We start from the raw sequence: 24,121 nt of genomic DNA on the forward strand, positions 1-24,121 counted from the left end.
TATCGCCGACCGCCCGGGTCGCCGTGCAAAGTGCCCCCCCGGGCGTCAACGATGTGAATTGCTTAAACTTTGTCGCATCAAGACCCCAAACTGTCAAGTCAGGCTGCTGCGCTGCGGCGAACTCTTCGCGTTATCAGGCGTGATCTTTGGCCGGGTCCCAGGCCGGATCGTTGAGCGCGGTCCAGAAGCGATTGGCCAGGCTGATGTGGTAGAAGTTGGGGCGGGTGGCGTAGTCAAGGACGCCGTCGAGGACCGAACCGACATCGATGGCCACCCCGCCGCCCTGGGCTGCGCGATGGGTGTACAGCTTGCCGAGGAAGCCGCCGCCGACAAGGAAGAGCCGGTTGCCGCGGGCGGCCTCGATCTCATCCAGTATCCGCGTGGAATCGTCGAGATGACTGCCTGGGGTAAGCCCGGTGATTTGCAGGTCGGAGTGGGCCGGCGGGATAAGCACGGTTTCGAACTTGTTCTGTCCGGTTGCCGCAGCCAGCCGCGAGGCCAGTTCGGTGTGGCAGGTCACCAGGCACACCGATTCCGCCTTGCGGATCAGGCGTGACAGCGTGCCGTAATGGGCAAGATCCAGGCCGGCCGACGTCTGGGTCAGGGTGGCGGGCTGCGCGGCGGCAAAGCTGCGGGCGGCCAGGCAGCAGGCCAGGGTCTGAAAACTGCCGATATTCCATTCGTGATGGCACCATTCGTTGTTCGGGGCGCCGATCATGTCGTAGTCCGGAGAAGCTTCGCGCAACTGGTCCGCCACCCGGCGGATGGCCGCCATGGTGGCATCGTCGGTCCGGCCGTACCAGCGCTGGGCAAAATGGCGGCGTCCGACGTCTCCGACAGCGCGAACATCGTCATCGTCGTCAGGAACCAGGAAGGCGCCTTCGCCATCGCCGAAGCGGACAAGGGAGAAGGGGCGGCCGCTGTCGAGAGCGCATTCGATTGCGGTTCCCGCCGTGATGAAATTGGCGGGAGGCGGATCGATGTCCAACCTTTGAAGCAGTGCGCTCCAGTGGTCGAAACTCCTGTTGAAGGCGCTGAGCAGTGTCCTCTGGTCATCGGATATCAGGGAAGATGGCGTCGCAGCCAACAGTTCGGCGGCGCGATTGCGTTCGCCCAGTTTGATCAATACGGCGACGCGCAACAACGCCGCGGCGCCGAGATGGGGATTCAGCGCCAGCGCCCGGTTCAGCCGTGACAGGGCCGAATTGTTTTCCCCCAGCATGTTTTTGACGATGGCGGATTCGTACCAGACCGCGGCGGCGTTACCGTCGTGCTGGAGCAGGAGGTCCATGGTCTGGTCGGCCAGGTCAAGGTGACCCGCTTCCTTCAGAAACAGGCTGCAGTGAAGGCGGCGACCTTCCGGCAATTTGGTGTGAATTTTGGAAAAGTACGACGCAGCCCGCGACGGGTCTTCCGAGGTCAGACGTTCGAAGGTAGAGACATACAGTTGCTCGGATTCGATTCCGTCAGCCATGGTTCGGTTCCCTTGGTGGACTTATGTCCATGTTGCCCCGCCCCGGAAACGTGAATTGATAATGAAAAATCTGTCACATTCAACCCTTTTTTTTGTGGGGTGTAATGTTGGTAAAGATATTTCGTAAATGTCACTTAAGCACGGCCGGTGGTGTAGTTTTTGTCTTGTGAAGGCCGAGCGTCTATTTACTTGTGGACTACATTGCTCGGGTGGAGATTATACCTTTACCGTGTGCGATGCAGCAATTTTGAACTCAGAGTTCAATTTCTTCCGTGACAAGTCAAGCCCTGAACTTTAGAGTGTTTGAACAGTTTCCGGCAGGCCAACATGCAAAATCCGTATTCGGAAAAACCCGACTATCAATTTTGGCGTCGCAGCATGACCGGACGCACGGCCACCGGAGTTGATCCCATTGTCAGGACCGGGTTCAGTATCGGCCGGGCCGACAAGGTGGCAACAGCCGGGAGCTGCTTTGCTCAACATGTCGCGCGAAAATTGCGCGACATGGGGTTCAATTATCTCAACACCGAGCCGGAACCGGCCTTCGCCTTCTCAGGCCCTGAGAATTTTGGCGTCTATTCGGCGCGCTATGGCAATCTCTACACGGTGCGCCAACTGCTGCAGTTGTTTCGACGTGCGTATGGCCTGTTCACGCCGGAGGATAAGGCGTGGAAGCGTGCCGACGGCCGCTATGTCGATCCGTTCCGGCCCTATATCCATGAGGCCGGTTTCGCGTCGCCACAGGAGGTTGAAGCCGAGCGCGAAAGCCATCTCGCGGCGGTGCGCCAGCTTTTCGAGGACTGCGATGTCTTTGTCTTCACCCTTGGCCTGACCGAAGGCTGGGAGGCGGTGAATGACGGCGCGGTTTTTCCGCTCGCCCCGGGCGTCGTCGGAGCCGATGTCGCGGCGGACGGATATCGCTTCCACAACTTCACTGTCACCGAGATGGAAGCCGACCTGAACGAGTTTCTCAAGCGGCTCCACCGGATCAATCCGGCCTGTCGGGTGCTGCTGACGGTGTCGCCGGTAGCGCTGATCGCAACCTATGAGGACAGTCATGTCCTGACGGCCAACACCTTGTCGAAATCCGCCCTGCGGGTGGTGGCCGGGCAGGTCTCCGGAGCTTTCGATTTTGTCGACTACTTTCCGTCCTACGAGATGATCCTGGGGCCCCAGGCAGGGGCGGCTTTTCTGGCGCCCGACCTGCGCGAGGTGACACCGGAAGGTGTCGCCCATGCCATGTCGGTTTTTGCGGCGCATTATCTGGGGGAAGGCGAGAGCCGGATGGCCGCGCCTGTGGACGCGCCGCCCGATGCCGAGGCTGTGGCGCGTCAGCGCGCTGCGATGGCGCAAATCGCCTCTGTTATTTGCGATGAAGAGAAGATAGACAGCCGTTCATGACGTCGCATTTGAAGATAGCCATTGTTGGAGGTTGTCAGAGTGAGGGCCTCCGCGAAGCAACCCTTGCGCTGATCCCGGACGCCGAGATCAAGTCCTGGCATGTCAGCGTCAATCCGCCGGATCCACCGGAGGTGATTCTGGCGAAGATCGCCGACGCCGATGTGGTGGTCACCCAGATGCAGCCCGAGCATGGCTATGCGTCGCTGACCGTGGACGGTTTGAAGGCGCAGGGCTTCAACGCCCATTTCCTGCCGACCTTTACCTTTCCGGGGTTTCACCCGGACCTGAGTTACATTTTCACGGCCGGTGGCGTGCTGAGCGCCGTGCATTGCGACTTCCATTCGCGCATCGCCGTGGCCGGTTTCCTGCTGGGGCTGACGCCGCAACAGACGCTGCCGCTGTATAATTCCGTGGTGTTTGACGAACTTGGCTATTTCGACGTCTTTCCGGCCGCCCGGGTGGCGGTGGAGCAGGGGCTGGTCGAGGCCGGTTTTCAGCCCCAGGGTCTGATCGACGCCTGGCTGAAGGAGATCGGGCCTTTCATGTATATGGCCAACCATCCGCATGTCCGGGTGCTGGCCACCCTGGCGCATCAGCTCTATGTCCGTCTAGGCCTGGTCGATGCGGCAAAACCGGTGCCCTCGGTGAAGAAAGATCACCTTGGGGAAAGCTTCACCTGGCCGGTCTATACGGCCATGGCCAAGCGGTTTGGTGTCCAGGGATCCAATGATTTCCAGCGCCCGGCCTGGCTGGTGCAGGCCTTATGGGAGACGCGCAAAATTCCGCTGGGTACCTATCTGAAGGACCTGTTCGAGTTCTATGCCACCGTGCCGCGCGAACAGCTGGAGACCGAGATTATGCTTGTGACCCGGGAGCGGCTGAGAGGATTGCTGGCGTAGGGGCGGCAGGTCAGCCGAACGCCAGGCACTTGTAGAGGTACTTGCCGTATTCGCTCTTGCCCAGGCTGGCTGCCAGGACTTCCAGCTCGGACTCGTTGATGAACCCCTTGCGCCAGGCGATTTCCTCGGGGCACGAGATCTTGAAGCCCTGGCGCTTTTCCAGGACGCGCACGAATTCCGCTGCATCGAGGAGAGAGTCGGGCGTGCCGGTATCGAGCCAGGCATAGCCCCGGCCGATCGGCTGGACGCTCAGTTGGCCGCGTTCCAGATAGGTGCGGTTGACGTCGGTGATCTCATACTCGCCGCGCGCCGACGGCTTGATATTATGCGCAATTTCCACAACTTGGGAATCGTAGAAATACAGGCCGGTAATCGCCCAGTTGGAGCGCGGCTTGAGCGGCTTTTCCTCGACCGACAACGCCTTGAACTGGTCGTCGAACTCGACCACGCCGTAGCGCTCCGGGTCGGACACCTGATAGGCGAAGACGCTGGCGCCATGCTGGATCTTGGCGGCTTCCTCAAGCGAACTGGCGAGCGAGGGGCCGTAATAGATGTTGTCGCCCAGGATCAGGCAGGATGGCTCGCCGTTCACGAAGTCGGCGCCGATCATATAGGCCTGGGCCAGGCCGTCGGGGCTGGGCTGGGCAGCATATTCCAGCCGGATGCCCCAGCGGCTGCCGTCACCCAGCAGCTTCTCGAACAGGGGCAGGTCGTGCGGCGTGGTGATGATCAGGATTTCCCGTATGCCGGCCATCATCAGGGTGGTCAGCGGGTAATAGATCATCGGCTTGTCGTACACCGGCATCATTTGCTTGGAGACGCCGATCGTCATCGGATGCAGCCGGCTGCCGGAACCACCGGCCAGGATAATACCCTTCATAAACCCCTCGAATACTGTTCAGGTCGCAGCCAGAGCGTCCAGACACTGGGACAGTGATACCGGCCACGGGTCGAGCTGCAGCCCGTAGATAGAATGAAGCTTGTCGCCGCTCAAGCGGGAATTGGCCGGACGGCGTGCCGGAGTGGGATATTCGCTGGTTGTAATGCGGTTCACACGCACCGCCTTGCCGCCGCGCTTGACCGATTCGGCGAAAATGGCCTCGGCAAACCCGGCCCAGGTGGTCTCGCCACTGCCCGTCAGGTGGAAAATCCCGCGCAGCTTCGGATCAGGATCGGCAACCACCTTTTGCGCCACCGTCAGCAGGGCGCGGGCGATTTCCGGCGCATAGGTGGGGCAGCCGCGCTGGTCGTCGACGACATTCAGTTCGTCGCGGGTCTGGCCCACGCGCAGCATGGTCTTCACGAAATTGTTGCCGTAGGGCGAATAGACCCAGGCCGTGCGCAGGATGACGAAGTTGTCGGTGTTGGCCGCGATCTGGCGCTCGCCGGCCAGCTTGGTGGCGCCGTAGACGCTGGCGGGTTCCGGGGTATCGGCCTCGTCGTAGATGCCGTCCTTGTCGCCGGGGAAGACATAGTCGGTCGACAGGTGCAGCAGGGGGACGTTCAGGGCGGCGGCGATCCGGGCCAGTTCGCCCGGAGCGTCACCATTTATGCGGCGGGCAAGGTCGGGTTCGGACTCGGCCTTGTCGACGGCGGTATAGGCGGCGGAGGAGATGATGACGTCCGGACGGGCGGCGCGGACTGGCGCTTCCAGGGTTTCCGGCTTCGACAGGTCGATATCGGGCAGGCCGATGCGGATGACCTCGATGCCAAGCTGTTCGCCCAGGGCCTTGACCGAGGTATCGACCTGGCCCTCCGTTCCGGTGATCACGACACGCATCATTTATGCCTTCAGCACGCCAAGGCGTTCGCCGCTGTAGACGCCGCCGCGCAGCGGTCCCCACCAGGCTTCGTTGTCGAGGTACCATTGCACGGTTTTCTCGATGCCGGTGTCGAAGGTTTCCTGCGCCTTCCAGCCCAGTTCGTTCTCCAGCTTGGTGGCGTCGATGGCGTAGCGGTGGTCGTGGCCGGGACGGTCGGTGACGTAGGTGATGAGCTGTTCGTGCGGGTAGTTTTTCGGACGAAGCTGATCCATCAGGGCGCAGATGCGGCGCACCACGTCGATATTCTTGCGTTCGTTGCGGCCGCCGACATTGTAGGTCTCACCCAGCCGGCCCTTCGAGCAAATCAGGTGCAGGGCGCGGGCATGGTCGTCGACATAAAGCCAGTCGCGGATATTGCTGCCGTCGCCGTAGACGGGCAGGGGCTTGCCGTCCAGGGCGTTGAGGATGTTGAGCGGGATCAACTTTTCCGGGAAGTGGTAGGGGCCGTAATTGTTCGAGCAGTTCGACACCACCACCGGCAGGCCGTAGGTACGATGCCAGGCCTTGGCGAGGTGGTCGGAGGCCGCTTTGGAGGCCGAATAGGGCGACGACGGATCGTAGGGGGTGGTCTCTTCGAACAGGCCGGTCTCGCCCAGCGAGCCATAGACCTCATCGGTCGAGACGTGCAGGAAGCGGAACCTGGCTTTCGCCTCGCCTTCCAGGCCGTTCCAGTAGTGGCGGGCGCCTTCCAGCATGGTGAAGGTGCCGATGACATTGGTCTCGACGAAGTCCCGGGCGCCGGTGATCGAGCGGTCGACATGGCTTTCGGCGGCCAGGTGCATGATGTGGTCGGGCTTGAAGCCGTTGATCGCCGACGTCACGGCGTCGCGGTCGCAGATATCCGCCTTCACGAAGCGGTAATTGGGGGAGGCCTCGACCGGGGCCAGGGATTCCAGGTTGCCGGCATAGGTCAGCTTGTCGAGATTGAGCACCTCGGCGCCGACCTCGGACACCAGGTACCGCACCAGGGCCGAACCGATAAAACCGGCGCCGCCGGTGACAAGAATACGCATGGTTTGAAGTCCGTTGAAAATCAGGTGGTTAGGCTCGAAAGCGGCGGCTGGACCCTATCTTTATCCGATAATACCGCCGTGGCAATATCGATCGGCCAGACGATACCGATTTCGGGGTCGTCGAAAGCCAGGCCGGCATCATTCGGCTTGGAATAGGGATTGGTCACCTTGTAGAAGACTTCGGTGTCCGGCTCCAGGGTGCAGAAGGCATGGGCAAAGCCGTCGGGCACCCATAGCTGCTCGCCTTTTTCGGCGGTGAGCGTCGCGCCGACCCATTTCCCGAAGGAAGCCGAGCCTGGGCGTATGTCGACGGCGACGTCGAAGATCGAGCCCTTCAGGCAGCGGACCAGCTTGCCCTGGCCGAAGGGGGCGGTTTGATAGTGCAGGCCGCGGATCGTACCCACCTGCCGCGACAGGGACTGATTGTCCTGTACGAAGGTGACGTCTTCGATGTTTTCGCGGAACCAGGCGTCCTTGAAGGCCTCCATGAAGAAGCCGCGGTCATCGCCGAGCATTTTCGGACGGATGAGCGCCGGGCCCTGGATATCGAAACGCTCGAACTGCATGTGACCTCAGATTGTGTTGCAACGCACACCCAATCAGCAAATCACATGCCGCGAGTCAATTCCTAAGTGCCCTTAGGTCAGATTTCGTAATCCGGTCCGAAGCTTAGGTAGCCGTGCTCGGCCATGTAGTTGACGATCTGGCCGGCCAGTTCCTCAGACGAGAAGCGGTTGGTGTCGAGCACGATCTCGGCGTTTTCCGGCGCCTCGTACGGGCTGTCGATACCGGTGAAGTTCTTCAGCTCGCCGGCGCGGGCCTTTTTGTACAGGCCCTTGACGTCGCGGGCTTCGGCGACTTCCAGCGGCGTGGCGACATGGATCTCGATGAATTCACCCGGCGCCACCAGATCGCGCGCCAGTTGGCGCTCGGCCCGGAAGGGCGAGATGAAGGAGACCAGGGTCACCAGGCCGGCATCGACCATCAGGCGCGACACCTCGGCGACGCGGCGGATGTTTTCCACCCGGTCAGCATCCGAGAAGCCCAGGTCCTTGTTCAGCCCGTGGCGGACATTGTCGCCGTCGAGCAGATAGGTATGGTGGTTCATCGACAGCAGCTTCTTTTCGACCAGGTTGGCGATGGTCGACTTGCCGGCGCCGCTGAGGCCCGTGAACCACAGGACGGCGGGCTTCTGGTGCTTGATATTGGCGCGCGAGGTCTTGGAGACGTCGAGCGCCTGCCAGTGGACATTGGTGGCGCGGCGCAGGCCGCGGTCGATCATGCCGGCGCCGAGCGTCAGGTTCGACACGCGGTCGATGACGATGAAGCTGCCCATGGCGTGGTCATCGTCATAGGCGTCGAAGGCCACCGGTTCCTGGGTCATCAGGTTGACCACAGCGACTTCGTTGAGCGGCAGGTTCTTGGCGGCCAGTTCGCTGAAGCTGTTGACGTCGATCTTGTGCTTGATGGCGGTGACCGTGGCCGAAACCGTCTTGGCGCCGATCTTCAGGATATAGGGCCGGCCCGGCAGCAGGGGCTCTTCGTTCATCCAGATCAAGTGGGCCTGGAACTGGTCGGAGACTTCCGGGCGCGCTTCGGCGGGGACGATGACGTCGCCGCGCGAAATGTCGATTTCGTCTTCGAGCGTCAGGGTGACGGCCTGGCCGGCGCGGCCGTAGTCCAGGTCGCCGTCCATGGTGACCACGCGGGCGACCTTTGAGGCCTTGCCCGAGCGGGCGACGACGATGTCGTCACCGGGACGGACCGTGCCCGAGGCGATGGTGCCGGAGAAGCCGCGGAAGTTCAGGTCGGGGCGGTTGACCCACTGGACCTGGAGGCGGAAGGGTTTGGATTCGACGTCGCTGTCGATGTCGACGGTTTCGAGGTGCTCAACCAGGGTCGGGCCGTCGTACCACGGCATGCTCTGGCTGGCTTCGAGGACATTGTCGCCGTAGCGCGCCGACAGGGGGATGGCCTGGAGGGTTTCGAAGCCGAATCCGGCCGAGAAGGTTTTGTAGTCGGCGACGATCTGATCGAACACCGCCTGGTCGTAGCCGACCAGGTCGATCTTGTTGACCGCCAGGACGACGTGCTTGATGCCCAGCAGCGAGACGATGAAGCTGTGGCGGCGCGTCTGGGTCAGGATGCCCTTGCGGGCGTCGATCAGGATGACGGCGAGGTCCGAGTTGGACGCTCCGGTCGCCATGTTGCGGGTATATTGTTCGTGGCCGGGGGTGTCGGCGACGATGAACTTGCGCTTATCGGTGGTGAAGAAGCGGTAGGCGACATCGATGGTGATGCCTTGCTCGCGCTCGGCCTGGAGGCCGTCGACCAGAAGGGCCAGGTCGATGTCTTCACCGACGGTGCCGAACTTCTTGGAGTCGCGTTCGATGCCGGCCAGCTGGTCTTCGAAGATCAGCTTGGTGTCGTAGAGCAGGCGGCCGATCAGGGTCGATTTGCCGTCGTCGACGCTGCCGCAGGTCAGGAAGCGCAGCAGCGACTTCTTTTCGTGGCTGGCCAGGTAGTCGACCAGGGCCTTGGTATCGAGTTTGTTGATTGTCAGCGCGTTCATATCAGAAATAGCCCTCGCGCTTCTTCTTTTCCATGGAGCCGGCCTCGTCGTGGTCGATCAGGCGGCCGGACCGTTCCGAGGTTCGGGCGGTCAGCATTTCGGCGACGATGTCTTCCAGAGTGTCGGCCTCGGACTCGACCGCCGCGGTCAGCGGATAGCAACCGAGCGTGCGGAAACGGACCGACTTCATCTGGGGCTCTTCGCCGGGCAGCAGCGGCAGGCGGTCGTCATCGACCATGATCCACTGGCCGCCGCGTTGCACCACCGGGCGCTTCTTGGCCAAGTACAGCGGTACGATGGGGATGTTCTCCATCAGGATGTATTGCCAGATGTCGAGCTCGGTCCAGTTGGACAGCGGGAAGACGCGGATGCTTTCGCCCGGCTTGATGCGGGCATTGTAGAGGTTCCACAGTTCCGGGCGCTGGTTTTTCGGGTCCCAGCCGTGGTTCTGGGTGCGGAAGGAGAAGATGCGCTCCTTGGCGCGGCTCTTTTCCTCGTCGCGGCGGGCACCGCCGAAGGCCGCATCGAAGCCATGCAAGGTCAGGGCCTGCTTCAGGGCATCGGTCTTCATGATGTTGGTATAGACGTTCGAGCCGTGGTCGAACGGATTGACATTGTCGCGCAGGCCATCCGGATTGGTGTGCTTGAGCAGGTTCAGACCCAGGCGCGCAACCGTGTCGTCGCGGAACTTGATCATCTCCCGGAACTTCCAGGTCGTGTCGATGTGCAACAGCGGGAAGGGCGGCTTGGACGGATAGAAGGCCTTCATCGCCAGGTGCAGCATCACCGACGAGTCCTTGCCGATCGAATACATCATGACCGGGTTTTTGAACTCGGCGGCCACTTCGCGCATGATGAAGATGGCTTCCGCCTCGAGGCGGCGCAGATGGGTGAGCGGTTCGGCGGACACGTTGATACCTTAGTGAGGCCCTAGGCGGGGCTTGTCACGGCTATGTAGGCAGCCCGACCCGAAACGACAAACGACAAAATCTGAATCCAAAGGTGAGCCACGATGACCCACAATCGGGTCCGCGGCGGATCACGCGGTTTGCGGTGTCCGGCCGAAGGTTTCGTCGATGTCGTAATACATCGAGGAGACGAAGTTGCTGCCCACCGCCACCTTTCGGCGGCGTTGTTCTGAAACGAACTGGAAGTAGTGCGGCGTGCAGGCGGCGTCGGTGTAGTGGGTCACCAGGCTGCGCCGGGTCAGGGCCGGGTTGGTGATCGGGCTGCCGCCATGGGCCAGGTCGGCATGCCAGAACAGGACGTCGCCCTTTTTGGCCAGGAAGGGCTCCAGCGAAACACCACGCCCTTCCGCCTGTTTGTGCAGACGCTTCAGGTGAGTGTCATGGAGCTCGTGGTCGTCCACGTCGGGGTTCCAGTATTTGCGGTTATCCGGATAGAGATATTCCGGGAAGCGGTGGCTGCCGGGATAGAAGACCAGTTCCCCGCAGCCCGGAACGACGTCTTCCAGGGCGATCCACGATGCGATGAGAAGACGCGGTTCATCGATCACGACATAGGCCGTGTCCTGGTGGATGGCCTGGGTCGAGCCGACTTCGAAATGCAGGCCCTGAAAGGCGAGGCTGGGGCCCTCGAAGATGGCCTGGGCGAATTGCGACAGGCGGTCGGCAAAGATCAGGTCGTGCGACGAGCGCAGCTTGATGTGGGTGTCAAGAATCTTGGTCAGGGGGCGCTTCAGATCCTGGCCGACGATCGGAAAGACGTCGCGGCCATAGGAGACCATGATCGAGGTGTCGTGACCTGCGGCGTGGTCGAAATCGGCGATATAGGCGTCGATGGTGTCCTGCGGAATGGCGCCCTTAAGAATGGTGAAGCCGTCGCGATGGAACTCGCGCAGGCGTGCGGCCAGTTCAGACTGGCCCGGTTCCTGCGCCAGGGCGTCGATGCGGGTGATGGCATCACGATGATCGATCCACATGGGTTTGCCGATGTCCGCACGCATGGTAAGCTCCTGCCGTTAAAAGCCCCACGGATTTATCCGCTGTGGCTGCGGCTAAGTCAAGCCTGCCCTGCGGCGATTGCCGGGTCGCCGAAGGCCACAAAGTGCGGATTGGCGAAGTCGCTGTCGCCGGCCTGGTTGCGCTTGCCATAGGCGAGGGGGCGGCCGTCCAGGGTCTCGACCCGGCCGCCGGCGGCGCGCAGCACCGCATCGCCGGCTGCGGTGTCCCATTCCATGGTCCGGCCCATGCGCGGGTAGATGTCGGCCTCTCCGGCCGCAATCAGGCAGAATTTTAGCGACGAGCCGGCCGGTTTGAATTCAGCGACGTTGAATTGGGTGAGGTAGGCTTCCGTTTCGGCGCCGCCATGCGAGCGCGAGCCGATGGCGGTCAGGGCGCCGGCCACGGGACGGACCCGGATAGGGTGGGCGTCGCCGATGACGCCGTCGGTGACGTCGGCCATGAAGGCACCTTCGCCGGTGGCGCCCCAGTAGATTTTATTGAGGGCGGGGGCATAGACAGCGCCGGCCACGGGGATGCCGTTTTCGACCAGGGCAATGTTGACGGTAAATTCGCCGTTTTTGGAAATGAACTCCTTCGTGCCGTCCAGCGGGTCGACCAGGAAGAAACGGTTCGCGATTTGTGGAATTCTCCCGGCGGCGGCTTCTTCTTCGGCAACGACCGGAATCTCGGGCGCCAGTTCGCTCAGACCCTTCAGGATGACGGCTTCGGCGGCTTCATCGGCGGCCGTAACTGGGGAGGCGTCGGACTTCGAGACGACGGCGAAGTCGGTGGCGTAGATGCGCAGGATCTCAGCGCCGGCGGCCAGCATGATGGGATTCAGGTTCATGGGCGGGGTTCTAGGCGTGTCGGGATGAGCTTGTAAAGGCGGGAAAACTGTATCTATTGTCACGAGAAGACAGCGGGTCAAATCCCCCACCGTCTCATGTGCTTCCAGCACATGATCCACCTCCCCGTATAACGGGGAGGGATAAGGTTTTTACAGTCTTATTCTTTTCGCGAGGTTCCCCATGTGCCTGAAGCGTTTACTGCCTGTGCTGGCGTTGGCATTCCTGGCGGGGTGCAGCCCGCCGAAAGGTGCGGCGCCGGAGGGAGCCAGTTCGGTGGCGGTGAAACTGTCCGCCGCTGATGCGCTGGCCAAGGGCGTGCCCGTCGCGGGGTTGCAGGCCGCCCTGCAGCGCGGAGACTTCACCGCTGTGCAACTGACTCAGGCGGCGCTGGACGCCATCAAGGCCAGGGACGGCGAGCTGCATTCGGTTATCGTCGTCAATCCCGATGCCCTGGCCCAGGCGCAGGCCATCGATGACGCCCGCAAGGCCGGCAAGACCCTGGGGCCGTTGATGGGTATTCCGGTTCTGGTCAAGGACAATGTCGAGACTTCGGACAACATGGCCACCACGGCCGGATCGCTGGCGCTGAAGGACAATATTACCCGTCGCGACGCGCCGGTGGTGGCGCGGCTGCGGGCCGGCGGGGCGATTATACTGGGCAAGACCAACCTGTCGGAATGGGCCAATATCCGCTCGACCCGGTCGATGAGCGGCTGGAGCGCGGTCGGTGGGCTGGTCGCCAATCCGCACGACAAGGCGCGCACGGCCTGCGGGTCGTCCAGCGGTTCCGGCGCGGCGGTGGCCGCCAATTTTGCGCCCCTGGCCGTGGGGACCGAGACCGACGGTTCGGTGACCTGTCCGTCATCTATGAACGGGCTGGTCGGGTTAAAGCCGACCGTAGGGCTGGTGTCGCGGACCCATGTGGTGCCGATCTCGCATACCCAGGACACGCCCGGGCCGATGGGCCGGTCGGTGTCGGACGTCGCCGCCATGTTGAGCGTAATGGCCGGCAATGATCCTTTGGATGGCGCGACGACGGACGCGGATACGTACAAGGCCGACTATACGGTTGGGTTGAGCCGGGATGGTTTGAAGGGCGTGCGGATCGGTGTGTTGCGCGACCAGGTCGGCAATGATCCCAAGACCACGGCGGTCTTCGAGGCGGCTTTGAAGACCCTGACCGATGCCGGCGCCGTGCTGGTCGAAATCAAGGAGTCGCAGGTGCCGGGTCTGGGCGATGCCGAATGGACCGTGTTGCAATACGAACTGAAGGCCGATCTCAACACCTATCTGGCGACCACGCCGGCCACGGTGAAGACGCGGACCCTGGCCGATGTCATTGCCTTCAACACGGCGCACGCCAAGGAAGAAATGCCCTTGTTCGGGCAGGAATTCTTCGAGCAGGCTCAAGGAAAGGGTGGATTGGGGACGCCGGAATATGTGCTGGCCTCGGTCAAGGCGAAGACCTCGTCGGCGCTGAAGCTGGATGGGTTGATGAAGGCCAATGCGGTTACGGTGCTGATCGCGCCGACCTATGGCCCGGCCTGGTTGTCGGACCCGGTCTGGGGCGACCAGTACAGCGGCCCGTCGGCGACGCAACTGCCGGCGACCTCGGGCTATCCACACCTGACGGTGCCAATGGGCGATGTCCAGGGCCTTCCCGTCGGCTTGAGCTTTATCGGTCCGCGCTGGAGCGAGACTGCGCTGTTGAAAGCCGGATACGCCTTCGAGCAGGCGCGGCGCAAATAGGATAGTCTGCATCCGAATCGCCAGTCAGGAGCTCTTATGACACGCACCCATCTGATCCTGATCTGCCTTGTCCTGGGCGTGCTGGCCGGTATGGCCATCCGGTGGGCGGACCTGCCGTCGCTGACCGCTGCCGCCAATACCGCCATATTGGGCGGTCAGTTGTGGGTGCGGGCGCTACAGATGACCCTGGTCCCGCTGATCTTCGCCATGCTGACCCACAGCGTCGCCACGGCGGTGGCGACCGGGCGCGGCGGGCGGATGATCGGCACGACCCTGGCCGTCTTCCTGGCCGTCATGGTGGTCACGGTCGCGATCTGCACCGTGCTAACCGAGGTGGTGCTGCATATCTGGCCCATCCCGCCCAATGCCCTGGCCGGGTTGATGGACAACAGCGCGGCTCAGGCCCTGCCCAGCCTGGCAACGCAATTGCTGGCCATCATTCCGGACAATCCGGTGGCGGCGGCGGCACAGGGGCAGATATTCCCCCTGGTCATCTTCGGCCTGGCCTTCGGGGGCGCCATTGCCCGCCTGCCGCGCAAGGAAGGCGGCGCCCAGCCCGTGGTCATCGAGGTCCTGGCCAATATCTCCCAGGCGATGATGAAGATCGTCGACTGGGTACTGGTGGCGGCGCCATTCGGTATCTTTCTGCTGGCCATGGGGTTGGGGCTGTCGTCGGGCCTGGGCATTGCGCAGGTCCTGGTAACCTTTGTGGCGCTCTGTTTTGCCACCAGCCTGCTGATGGTCGTGCTGTGCTATGTCGCGGTGCTGATCGCCCGGGCCTATCCGCTTGGGAAGTTCGCCTCGGCCATCCTGCCGGCCCAGGCCATGGCGGCGGGAAGCTGTTCCTCGATGGCGACCACGCCGGTCATGCTGGAGGTGGCGATCGACAAGCTCAAGCTGCCCAAGGAAGTGGTTGGGCTGGTCATTCCGCTGGCCGTGTCGGTCTTTCGGCTGGGGACGGTGGCGCATGCCGTGGCGGCCGTGCTGATCGCTGCCCACGCCGTGGGTATCGAGCCGACGCCGCTGCAACTGGTCCTGGCCGGACTGGCGGTTATTCTGGGCAGTATCAGCGGGGCCGGGTTGCCGGGCGCCGCGGTTGTTTATGCCATTTACGGGCCGGGGATTCAGTTGCTGGGCGCGCCGATGGCCATCATGCCGCTGTACGTGGCGGTGATTGCGCTGCCCGATCCGGTGATTACGATGACATCGGTGACGGGTAACCTGACGGTCACGACCTTGGTCAATCGATTGTTGGGACGTGGAAAAACGGCGCCTGACGACGCGGCTTAACTACATCGTCATGCAGCCGAAGGTTTCCGGGCCGACATAGACGAACTGCATCAAGTCGGGGCTGTCAGCTTCGGCGGCCATGACCAGAAGGTCGATGTCGTCTGTCGCCGCGAGGATGTCGATCTCGCCGAACTTGTACATGTCGATAACACGGGTCAGGAACTCGCTCAGTTCGGCCTGGGCGTGATCGTCGAACTCCATATGGGTCGAGGCCTTGACCACACCGTCCAGCTTCATGCGCAGGGCGGATGGCGTGATGGCGCCGGTGTCGAGGGCGCGAAACAGCATGCGGAAATAGTCGCGGCGGGCGGCTTCGTCGTGCAGATCGATGGTACGGGCCATAATGACCTCCCTCAGCATCTGGCCCCTTTCGGCCATGGTGACACTATCTGAGGGATTCCCGGCACAATCTGGGCGGAATCATCAGGAACAGGGTAAGAACGCGGCGAGCGATTGTAAGATTTACGTCAAGGGAAGGTTATCAGCACTCAACTACGTTCACGGCCAGGCCGCCGAGACTGGTTTCCTTGTATTTGACGCGCATGTCCTCGCCGGTCTGGCGCATGGTTTCGATGACCGCGTCCAGGCTGACGATGTGGTGGCCGTCGCCGTTCAGTGCCAGGTAGGTGGCGTTGATGGCCTTGATCGCCCCCATGGTGTTGCGTTCGATGCAAGGCACCTGGACCAGGCCGCCGATCGGGTCGCAGGTCAGGCCCAGATTGTGCTCCATGCCGATTTCAGCCGCGTTTTCGATCTGGGCCGCTGTGCCGCCCAAAGCCGCCGCCAGGCCCGCCGCCGCCATCGAGCACGCGACCCCGACCTCGCCCTGGCAGCCCATCTCGGCGGCCGAAATCGAGGCATTGGTCTTGTAAAGAAAGCCTATGGCGGTCGCGGTCATCAGAAGGGTGCGCGTGCCCTCAGGCGTCGCATGGGGCACGAAGGTTTCGTAGTATTTGATCACCGCCGGAAGGACGCCCGCGGCGCCATTGGTCGGCGCGGTGACCACCCGGCCGCCGGCGGCGTTTTCCTCATTGACCGCCAGGGCGTAGAGGCTGACCCATTCAAAGATCTGCGACGGATCGATGCGTGGGCCGCGTGATGTGAGCTTGTCGGACATGGCCTTGGCGCGGCGGCGGACATTCAAGCCCCCCGGCAGGATGCCATCCTGCTTTATGCCGCGGTCGATGCTGTTCAGCATGGCGGCGCGGACGGCGTCCAGGAAGGCGCAGGTCTCTTCGCGCGGGCGGAAAGCGTCCTCGTTGCGGAACATCAGTTCGGCAATGGTCAGGTTTTCACGGCCGCAGGTTGCCAGGAGTTCGGCGCCGGATTTGAAAGCGTAGGGCAGGGCGATGTTGCTGGAGCGGGCGATGACGCCGTCGCCTTCGATGGCGCCGCCGCCGATCGAGAAATAGGTCGCGGTTTCGATGGTTCCGTCGGCGTAGAAGGCTTCGAACTGCATCCCGTTGGAATGTTCCGCCAGGAACTCGCCCTTGCGGAACAGCAGGTCGCTGTCGGGATCGAAGGGCAGGGGATGTAGGCCCGCAAAGGTCAGGTGTTTGTGCGTGCGGATGTCGGAGGTTAGCGGGCCGATCATCTCAGGATCGATGCGGTCGGGCAGCCAGCCCGACAGGCCCAGCAGCACAGCTGTGTCGGTGGCGTGGCCCTTGCCGGTCAGAGCCAGCGAGCCGTACAGTCGGCAGACGACGCGAACCGGGGGGCCTTTGTCGGCCAGCTTTTCAGCAAAGTGCTGGGCGGCGCGCATCGGGCCGACCGTGTGCGAACTGGACGGTCCGACGCCGATGGTGAACAGGTCGGTGACGCTGAGGGCAGGTGACATGCCGTATGACTCCCACACCCGCGCGGCAGGGTCAAGAAGGTTTCAAATGAGACTGATTTACAGGCTCAAGGTCGCCAGTTCGTCGATGGCGCAGATGATGTGGTACAGGGTGCTGGCCGGGGCGGGCTCGGTCTCGAACGTGCCGTCCGGCCGCATGCGGTCACTGTAGAGGCCTTCGATCTCGGTATTGAAGTACAGCATCAGTCCTTCGGCGCCCGAGACGGCGCCGGCAATGGCGGCTTCGCGCTCGGCCGGGGAGGGGGCGGCGTCGGCCAGCTTGACATAGGCCTTCATGCGTTCGGTCTGGGCCCACAGGCGCGACTTGTTGTCCTTGACCGAAAAGTCGTCCCACAGTTCGAATACCGTGGCGTTGCGCGCCGGATCGGTGCCGTAATCCTGGGCAATCTGGATCAGGCGGTGGGCGGCCTTTGCGTATTTGGGATCGCCTGTCATCTTGGTCCAGCGCAGCAACAGCCAGCCCCATTCAAACTGATGGCCGGGCTCAATGATACGGCCCATCTCGCCTTCGAGCGGGTTCCAGTCGCCGTCGAAATATTCGCGAAGTGAACCGTTTTCCGGGTGCAGGAACTTGTCCAGGCACAGGTCGGCGATCATGGCAGCGATGTCCCGCCATTTACTGTCGCCTCCGGCTTCCAGCCAGGCCAGGCAGGCCTCGAACATGTGCATGTGCGGATTGGTTTTGAGGGGGAGGGTGCGCGGATTGGACTCTTCGAAGCCGCGGACCGGGTGAGAATAGTCCCGGACAATGGCGTCGCGGATCGCCGTTCCGGCGGCTTCCAGCGCCGGATCCTTGCGCACAGCGAAAGCCGAGGCATAGGCCAGCATGGCGAAGGCGTGGTCGTAGAAGTCGAACTCGCCCTTGACGACCTCGCCATTGGGTTTGAGAACGGCATAGAGGTAGCCGGTTTCGGCGTTGCGCGCCGGGCCGCTCAGCCAGGCCAGGCCCTGGTCGATCGGGCCGTCGGTGTCGCCGTCGTAGCCCATGGTCTTGGCCAAGGCGTAAGAATAGACCTGACGGGCGGCGACGCGGGTGCGGCGGTCGACATCGCACGGCGTGCCATCGAGATTGATCTTTTCATAGAAGCCGCCTTTTTCGCGGTCGCCGCCGATATCCCACCAGATCGGCAGGGCCTTGTCGAACAGCCATTGGCGCAGGGAGGTCTGGGCGGAGGTCAGTCGGGAGGCTGTGTCGGACATGATGTTCTCGCAAGTGCAAAAAAACGATGCTACCGGCCTAGCACAGGAAAAAATAAAGGGGCAAGTGTGGAACCGCTTCCCGTCAGACTGATTGCGGGCTTATGTTTCCTCCGCAGCGGCCGCATGGAAAAAATATCGGCCCCTAAGCCATGGAAAAGACATGACCAATCCTCTATTCAGAGGCGTCTGAGGAACCCTTCATGCCGAACACCATCCTGCCCGTGATCATGTCGGGCGGCTCGGGCACGCGCCTGTGGCCGCTGTCCACCCCCACCGCGCCGAAGCAATTCCACGCCCTGGCCACCGACAACACCATGATCCAGGAAACCGCACTGCGCCTGGTCGGCGACAACTACCTCAATCCGGTGGTGATCTGCGGCCAGGGCCACTACGACCTGGTCAGCGAGCAACTGCAGCAGATCGACAAGCCCGCCCAGGCGGTGATCCTCGAGCCCTTCGGCCGCAACACCGCGGCGGTCGCTGCCATGGCGGCCCTGGCCGGGGCGGATCTGGCGCCCGATGCGTTGGTGCTGATGGTGCCGGCCGACCATGTCATCAACCGGCCGGGCGACTTCGACGACGCCATTCAGGCCGCCAGCGAAACCGCGAAGTCGCGCATCGTCACCTTCGGCATTACCCCCAGCCATCCGGAAACCGGCTTCGGCTATATCGCACGTGGCGCCGAAATCTCTGACGGAATCTATGAGATCGAGCGCTTCCTCGAAAAGCCCGACCTGGCCACGGCGACGCAGTATATCGAGGGCGGCCGCCACGTCTGGAACGCGGGCATTTTCCTGTTCTCGCCCCAGGTCATGTTGGAGGAACTGGAAAAGCACGCGCCCGAGGTCATGGCCGCCAGCCGCAAGGCCTATGAAGGGGCTGAGCGCGACGAGGCGGCCGTGCGGTTGAACGCCGCCGATTTCGCAGCCGTACCGTCGATCTCGGTCGACTATGCCGTGATGGAGAAAACGGCGCGGTCGGCCGTTATTCCGTGCGATATCGGCTGGGCCGATGTCGGCGGCTTTGCCGAGCTGTGGCGGTTGGGGGACAAGGACGGCCAGGCCAACCATATCAAGGGCGACGCCATCACCATCGACTCCGAAAACTGTTTGGTCCGTAACGAAGGCGGACCGGTGGTGGCGCTGATCGGGATGCAGGACGTCATGGTCATTTCCACGCCGAGCGGTATTCTGGTCGCGCCCTTGTCGCGTGCCCAGGACGTCAAGAAAGCAGCGGAAGCGGCCAAGGGTTTGCTAGGCAAGGTGTAACGCCCGGGCCAGTTCCCCATTTAGCGTAGTTCAAGAAAATGTGCTTCCGGTAACCCGGTTCTGCGGTGTAGGATCACCAGCGGGGCCGGGCAGTTCTGTTTGCCTGATACTTTGATCGTCGTTTTTTCTGCATATTTTTCAACAGGGTGGCCCTATGCGGTTTGGTCTCGATTTCGATGGTTCCGTCTGGACGACGGGCCTGGTGCTTAATCCTGTGCCCGCCGCCAAGGTCCTGGCGCCCGTGGTTGCGCCTCCCGTTCTTTCGGCACCCGTGGCCCCGGCACCGGTCCTTAAGCCCTCGGGCGTTGATGCTCCGGCAGCGGTAGCGCCTGCCTATGACGCCGCGCCCTTGTCGGTGAATATCCGTGATGGCGGATCGGTCGGCAGCCCGCGCAGCTACGACACCACAGGCAGTCTCAACGAAAGCTCCGGTCCAGGCCTGACGGCGCGGCTGACGCAGTATTTCGACAATGTCGACAACCGCTACGAATTCACCGGCAATCAGGACATAGACGCCGTCCTGTTCGGGGCCAAGTGGACGATTACCAATCTGACCTACAGTTTTCCGACCAGCGGCAGTTTCTATCAGACGCCCTATTACGATCCCGACTTCATAGCGAACCAGTTTGTCTTTAATGCGCAGCAACAGACGGCGACGAAGTATGCCTTGGGCCTGGTCTATGGGTACACCCTGCTGAGCTTTACCGAGGTGACGGAAAGCGCCACGACCCATGCCAATCTGCGGCTGTCGCAATCCTCGGATTCCACCGATCTGAAGTCGGCGGAGGGTAATTTTCCCGGATCGGAGACCTGGGACGGCGATATCTGGGTCGGTAACACCGGCCAGCCGTTTTATTCAACGCCTCAGATCGGCAACTGGGGCCAGTCCATGCTGATGCATGAGATCGGCCATACCCTGGGGCTCAAGCATGGTCACAGCGACTATACCACCCTGGATCTGACGGTCGGTGGCTATATCGATGGGCCGGGGCCGCGCTACGGCACGCAGGCCCTGCCGGCGGCGCACGACAGCTGGGCCTATTCGCTGATGACCTATCGCTCGACGCCATCGGTCGGCGATCCCCCGTTTCAGGGCGACCAGTACAACCAGCCGCAAACCTATATGCAGAACGACATTGCGGCGCTGCAGTACATGTACGGGGCCTATTTCGGCCATAACGCCGGCAATTCGACCTACAGCTTCGACGCCTTTACCGGCCAGATGTTCATCGACGGCGTCGGCCAGGGCGTGCCGGCACAGGATTCGACGCGTGGCGGCAAGATCTTCCGGACCATCTGGGACGGCAACGGCGTCGACACCTACGATTTCAGCAACTTCACCGGCAATCAGACGATCGACCTGGCGCCCGGCGGCTGGTCGACCATGAACGCGGCGCAACTGGCTGACCTGTATCCGCTCTGGTTTGAAAATCCGCGGCCTCCGGGCAACCTCGCCAATGCGCTGCTCTACCAGAATGACACGCGGTCGCTGATCGAGAACGCCAATGGCGGCTCGGGCAATGATTTCCTGTTCGGCAATCTGGCCAATAACACGCTGCGCGGCAATGGTGGTAACGACCAGATTCTGAGCGGTGACGGTAACGATTCCCTGTTCGGCGGTACGGGCAACGACTCGCTGAGCGCGGCAGTCGGCGACGACAGTCTGAGTGGCGAAGGCGGTAACGACTCTCTCGACGGCGCGACCGGCAACGACACGATTTATGGCGGTCTCGATCAGGACGCGGCGGTGGGCGGTATTGGGAATGATTATATTGATGGTGAAGACGGCGACGACACTCTGTCCGGCGACGATGGCAATGACTACCTCAACGGCGGCACGGGTATAGACAGCCTGGTCGGTGGCGCCGGTAACGACAGTTTTGTTGTCGACTCGGTCTACGACGTCGTTGTGGAAGTCAATGGCGGCGGGATCGACCTTGTCTATGCCAGCGTCAACTTCACCCTGGCGAGCCATTTCGAGAATCTGACGCTGCTGGGAAACCTCGGTTTTAGCGCGACCGGTAATGCTGCCAATAACCTGATTTACGGCAATAGTGGTGGTAATCAACTGAACGGCGCCGGTGGCTTCGACACGGTTTACGGGCTGGGGGGCGATGACGTCATCAGCTCGTCCGGTAACGGCTATTACGACGCCGGTGCGGGCAGTGATACGGTCTATGCCGGCACCGGCAGCAGTGAAACCCTGATCGGCGGCGATGGTCTGGACCTGCTGGACGCCACGGGGACGGCCGCGGCCTATGATATCAATCTGAATACCGGCACGACCAGCTTTGCGGGCGAGTCCTTCACCGGCTTCGAACACGTCAACAGCGGTTCGGGCAACAATGTCATCACCGGATCGGGCGCCAACAACACGATCAACAGCAATGCCGGCAACGACACCGTCTATGGCGAGGGCGGCAGCGACATCGTCAATGGTGGCGCCGGTGACGACAGCCTCTATGGCGGCACAGGCAGCGACATCCTCAATGCCGGAACCTATGCTTCGGTTGGCGATGTGATTTACGGCGAAGATGGCGGCGACTCCATCACCTCTTCGGGTGCGGGGACCTATGACGGTGGCGCCGGGAATGACACGATTTACGCTGGACTGGGCAGCAACGAAACCCTGATCGGCGGGGCCGATACGGACTGGCTGATCACCACATCCTATAGTGGCGACTACGCGATCAACCTGGCCACCGGCGTGACGAATTTTCCGGGTGAGTCCTTTACCGGATTCGAGAACCTGACGACCGGGGCCGGCAACGATACCCTGACCGGAACTGGCGGCAGCAACGAGATTCACGCCGGCGCCGGCAATGACCGCATCGACGCCGCGGTCGGCAATGACACTGTCTATGGCGACGATGGCAATGACCTGCTGTCCTCCACCATCTTCGGGCTTCGCACCTATTACGGTGGCAACGGCAACGACACCCTGGGCGGCGGTTTCCAGTACGGCAATGTCTGGGACGGTGGCGCCGACAGCGACACGGCCGATATGACGCTGCACAACTATGCCGCCACGATAAATCTGGCGGCGGGAAGCTACGTCACGGATGGCGGGCAACTGACCCTGCTCAATTTCGAAAACGTCATCTCCGGCAATCAGAACGACACCCTGATCGGAGCCGATGGTGACAACCGGCTCGACGCCGGCGGTGGCGATGACGACATCGATGGCGGTTTCGGCAATGACACGCTTCTGGGGGGCGGTGGCAATGACCGGTTTCATACCGCGCTGGGCGGGGTCAACACCTATGATGGCGGTTCGGGCAACGATACGGTCGATGGCAGTTTCGACTATGGCAGCCAGTTCGACGGCGGGGCGGATATCGACCTGCTGGATATGAGCTGGGTGTTGGAGACGTTTGGCGAGGTCGCCTTCGACATGGTGTCCGGGGTTTGGGGTGACGGCTTCAGCAGCTTTACCGCAGTCAATTTCGAAAACTATAACGGCGCCGGTGGAGCTGAGTCGATCAAGGGCACGGCTGCCGCCAACTGGATCGATGGTGGTCTGGGCGCGGACACGATGGACGGCGGCGACGGTAACGACACCTATGTGGTCGACAACGCGGCCGACAAGATCGTCGAGGCGTCGGGCAAGGGGACAGACCTGGTCCGGGCATCGGTGTCGTTCTCGCTGACCGGGGCCAATGCCGAGCAGTTGCTGCTGCTGGGGTCGGCGCATCTGAACGCCACCGGTAACGGTCTGGGCAATACGCTGACGGGCAACAGCGGGAACAATGTGCTGGACGGCGCTGCCGGAAGTGACACGATGGTCGGCGGCCTGGGCGATGACAGCTATTACGTCAATGCCAGCGGCGACGTCGTGACCGAACTGGCGGGCGAGGGGACGGACACCATCTTTGCCGCCGTCACCTACAGCCTGTCCGGCAAGCAGGTCGAGAACCTGACCCTGACGGGAGGCGCGGCTATCGACGGCACCGGCAATGGGTTCGCCAACGTCCTGACCGGCAATGGCGCGGTCAATACGCTGGATGGCGGTGGCGGCCATGATCGTCTCGACGGCGGGGCGGGCGCCGACAACCTGACCGGTGGCACCGGCAACGACACCTATGTCGTCGACAACGCGGCGGATGCCATCACCGAACTTGCCGGCGGTGGTGGCGATCTGGTCGAGTCCTCGGTGACCTACACCCTGAGCGCCAATATCGAGCAACTGACCCTGACTGGGACTGCCGCCCTCAACGGCACCGGCAACGATCTGAACAACGTCCTGACGGGCAATTCGGGCGTCAATGTCCTGACTGGCGGGCTGGGCAACGACACCTACTACGTCCAGAACACAACGGATAACGTAGTCGAGGCCGGCGGGGCAGGGACGGACATTATCTTCTCGACCGTGACCTATTCGCTGAACGGCCGCTATGCCGAGACCATCACCTTGACCGGCGTGGCGAATATCAATGCCACGGGCAACAGCCTGGCCAATACGCTGAATGGCAACGACGGCAACAATACGATCAACGGCAAAGGCGGGGCGGACAAGCTCAGCGGCGGGTTGGGGGCGGATATCTTCCTGTTCGATGCGGCCAGTGGCGCGGACAAGATCCTGGACTTCGATGCCAGTCAGAACGACAGCATCAATATCCACGCCTATACCAACGGCGTGGCCGACAACGCCATCGTCACCCAAAGTGGCAGCGATGTCGTCATCACCTTAGGGGGCGGCAACGTCATCACCGTGATCAATGCGATTGAGGGTAATGTCGAGGCCCGGATCGTCTGGTGATATATG

The 24,121-nt window shown here is 62.2% G+C and carries 18 protein-coding genes; 6 read left to right on the forward strand and 12 right to left on the reverse strand.

Annotation, left to right across the window (positions count from 1 at the left end; all coding sequences use genetic code 11):
* Positions 1-133: 133 nt before the first annotated feature.
* The gene (locus tag ABAC460_RS38750; RefSeq protein WP_023454122.1) at positions 134-1,474 is read right to left on the reverse strand and encodes a GT-D fold domain-containing protein; all 1,341 of its coding nucleotides are present in this window, start codon (positions 1,472-1,474) and stop codon (positions 134-136) included.
* A gap of 378 nt (positions 1,475-1,852) precedes the next feature.
* On the opposite strand from ABAC460_RS38750, the gene ABAC460_RS38755 reads away from it, so the two are divergent.
* Positions 1,853-2,875, forward strand: a complete 1,023-nt coding sequence (locus ABAC460_RS38755) for a GSCFA domain-containing protein (protein ID WP_200863684.1) — start codon at positions 1,853-1,855, stop codon at positions 2,873-2,875.
* Positions 2,872-3,774, forward strand: a complete 903-nt coding sequence (locus ABAC460_RS38760) for a WcbI family polysaccharide biosynthesis putative acetyltransferase (protein WP_023454124.1) — start codon at positions 2,872-2,874, stop codon at positions 3,772-3,774. Before ABAC460_RS38755 ends, ABAC460_RS38760 begins: the two co-directional genes overlap by 4 nt.
* A gap of 10 nt (positions 3,775-3,784) precedes the next feature.
* Here ABAC460_RS38760 and rfbA read toward each other — a convergent pair whose 3' ends face one another.
* From rfbA to cysQ, 8 genes are all read right to left on the reverse strand, one after another.
* Positions 3,785-4,654, reverse strand: a complete 870-nt coding sequence (gene rfbA, locus ABAC460_RS38765) for a glucose-1-phosphate thymidylyltransferase RfbA (RefSeq protein ID WP_023454125.1) — start codon at positions 4,652-4,654, stop codon at positions 3,785-3,787.
* Between the two features lie 18 nt (positions 4,655-4,672).
* On the reverse strand, positions 4,673-5,557 hold the full coding sequence (gene rfbD, locus ABAC460_RS38770) for a dTDP-4-dehydrorhamnose reductase (RefSeq protein ID WP_023454126.1): 885 nt from the start codon (positions 5,555-5,557) through the stop codon (positions 4,673-4,675).
* Entirely contained in the window at positions 5,558-6,610 is a 1,053-nt protein-coding gene (gene rfbB / locus ABAC460_RS38775; RefSeq protein WP_023454127.1) for a dTDP-glucose 4,6-dehydratase, read from the reverse strand.
* Positions 6,611-6,630: 20 nt separating this feature from the next.
* The gene (gene rfbC, locus ABAC460_RS38780) at positions 6,631-7,176 is read right to left on the reverse strand and encodes a dTDP-4-dehydrorhamnose 3,5-epimerase (RefSeq protein WP_023454128.1); all 546 of its coding nucleotides are present in this window, start codon (positions 7,174-7,176) and stop codon (positions 6,631-6,633) included.
* Between the two features lie 77 nt (positions 7,177-7,253).
* Complete coding sequence (gene cysN, locus ABAC460_RS38785; RefSeq protein ID WP_023454129.1) at positions 7,254-9,182, reverse strand: sulfate adenylyltransferase subunit CysN; 1,929 nt, start codon at positions 9,180-9,182, stop codon at positions 7,254-7,256.
* Between the two features lies 1 nt (position 9,183).
* Entirely contained in the window at positions 9,184-10,092 is a 909-nt protein-coding gene (gene cysD / locus ABAC460_RS38790; protein ID WP_023454130.1) for a sulfate adenylyltransferase subunit CysD, read from the reverse strand.
* Between the two features lie 129 nt (positions 10,093-10,221).
* Positions 10,222-11,148 (reverse strand): phytanoyl-CoA dioxygenase family protein, encoded by a 927-nt coding sequence (locus tag ABAC460_RS48390; RefSeq protein ID WP_023454131.1) that lies wholly within the window; start codon positions 11,146-11,148, stop codon positions 10,222-10,224.
* A 56-nt stretch (positions 11,149-11,204) separates the two neighbouring features.
* The gene (gene cysQ / locus ABAC460_RS38795; RefSeq protein ID WP_023454132.1) at positions 11,205-11,993 is read right to left on the reverse strand and encodes a 3'(2'),5'-bisphosphate nucleotidase CysQ; all 789 of its coding nucleotides are present in this window, start codon (positions 11,991-11,993) and stop codon (positions 11,205-11,207) included.
* Positions 11,994-12,174: 181 nt separating this feature from the next.
* On the opposite strand from cysQ, the gene ABAC460_RS38800 reads away from it, so the two are divergent.
* Together ABAC460_RS38800 and ABAC460_RS38805 are read left to right on the forward strand one after the other, a co-directional pair.
* Complete coding sequence (locus tag ABAC460_RS38800) at positions 12,175-13,743, forward strand: amidase (protein WP_023454133.1); 1,569 nt, start codon at positions 12,175-12,177, stop codon at positions 13,741-13,743.
* Between the two features lie 36 nt (positions 13,744-13,779).
* Positions 13,780-15,033, forward strand: coding sequence for a dicarboxylate/amino acid:cation symporter (locus tag ABAC460_RS38805; protein WP_023454134.1), 1,254 nt, complete (start codon positions 13,780-13,782; stop codon positions 15,031-15,033).
* Here the strand turns inward: ABAC460_RS38805 and ABAC460_RS38810 are convergent, their stop codons facing one another.
* The 3 genes from ABAC460_RS38810 to ABAC460_RS38820 form a co-directional block, all read right to left on the reverse strand.
* A complete protein-coding gene (locus ABAC460_RS38810) occupies positions 15,034-15,375 on the reverse strand; it encodes a hypothetical protein (RefSeq protein WP_155914664.1) in 342 nt (113 codons plus the stop codon).
* A gap of 139 nt (positions 15,376-15,514) precedes the next feature.
* The gene (locus tag ABAC460_RS38815; RefSeq protein WP_023454136.1) at positions 15,515-16,870 is read right to left on the reverse strand and encodes an L-serine ammonia-lyase; all 1,356 of its coding nucleotides are present in this window, start codon (positions 16,868-16,870) and stop codon (positions 15,515-15,517) included.
* 57 nt (positions 16,871-16,927) lie between these two features.
* A complete protein-coding gene (locus ABAC460_RS38820) occupies positions 16,928-18,088 on the reverse strand; it encodes an AGE family epimerase/isomerase (RefSeq protein WP_023454137.1) in 1,161 nt (386 codons plus the stop codon).
* Positions 18,089-18,288: 200 nt separating this feature from the next.
* On the opposite strand from ABAC460_RS38820, the gene ABAC460_RS38825 reads away from it, so the two are divergent.
* Together ABAC460_RS38825 and ABAC460_RS49730 are read left to right on the forward strand one after the other, a co-directional pair.
* On the forward strand, positions 18,289-19,356 hold the full coding sequence (locus ABAC460_RS38825) for a mannose-1-phosphate guanylyltransferase/mannose-6-phosphate isomerase (RefSeq protein ID WP_023454138.1): 1,068 nt from the start codon (positions 18,289-18,291) through the stop codon (positions 19,354-19,356).
* Between the two features lie 154 nt (positions 19,357-19,510).
* On the forward strand, positions 19,511-24,115 hold the full coding sequence (locus ABAC460_RS49730) for a M10 family metallopeptidase C-terminal domain-containing protein (RefSeq protein WP_023454139.1): 4,605 nt from the start codon (positions 19,511-19,513) through the stop codon (positions 24,113-24,115).
* The last annotated feature ends 6 nt before the right edge of the window (positions 24,116-24,121 follow it).

The organism is Asticcacaulis sp. AC460 (assembly GCF_000495795.1).
Lineage (GTDB): Bacteria > Pseudomonadota > Alphaproteobacteria > Caulobacterales > Caulobacteraceae > Asticcacaulis.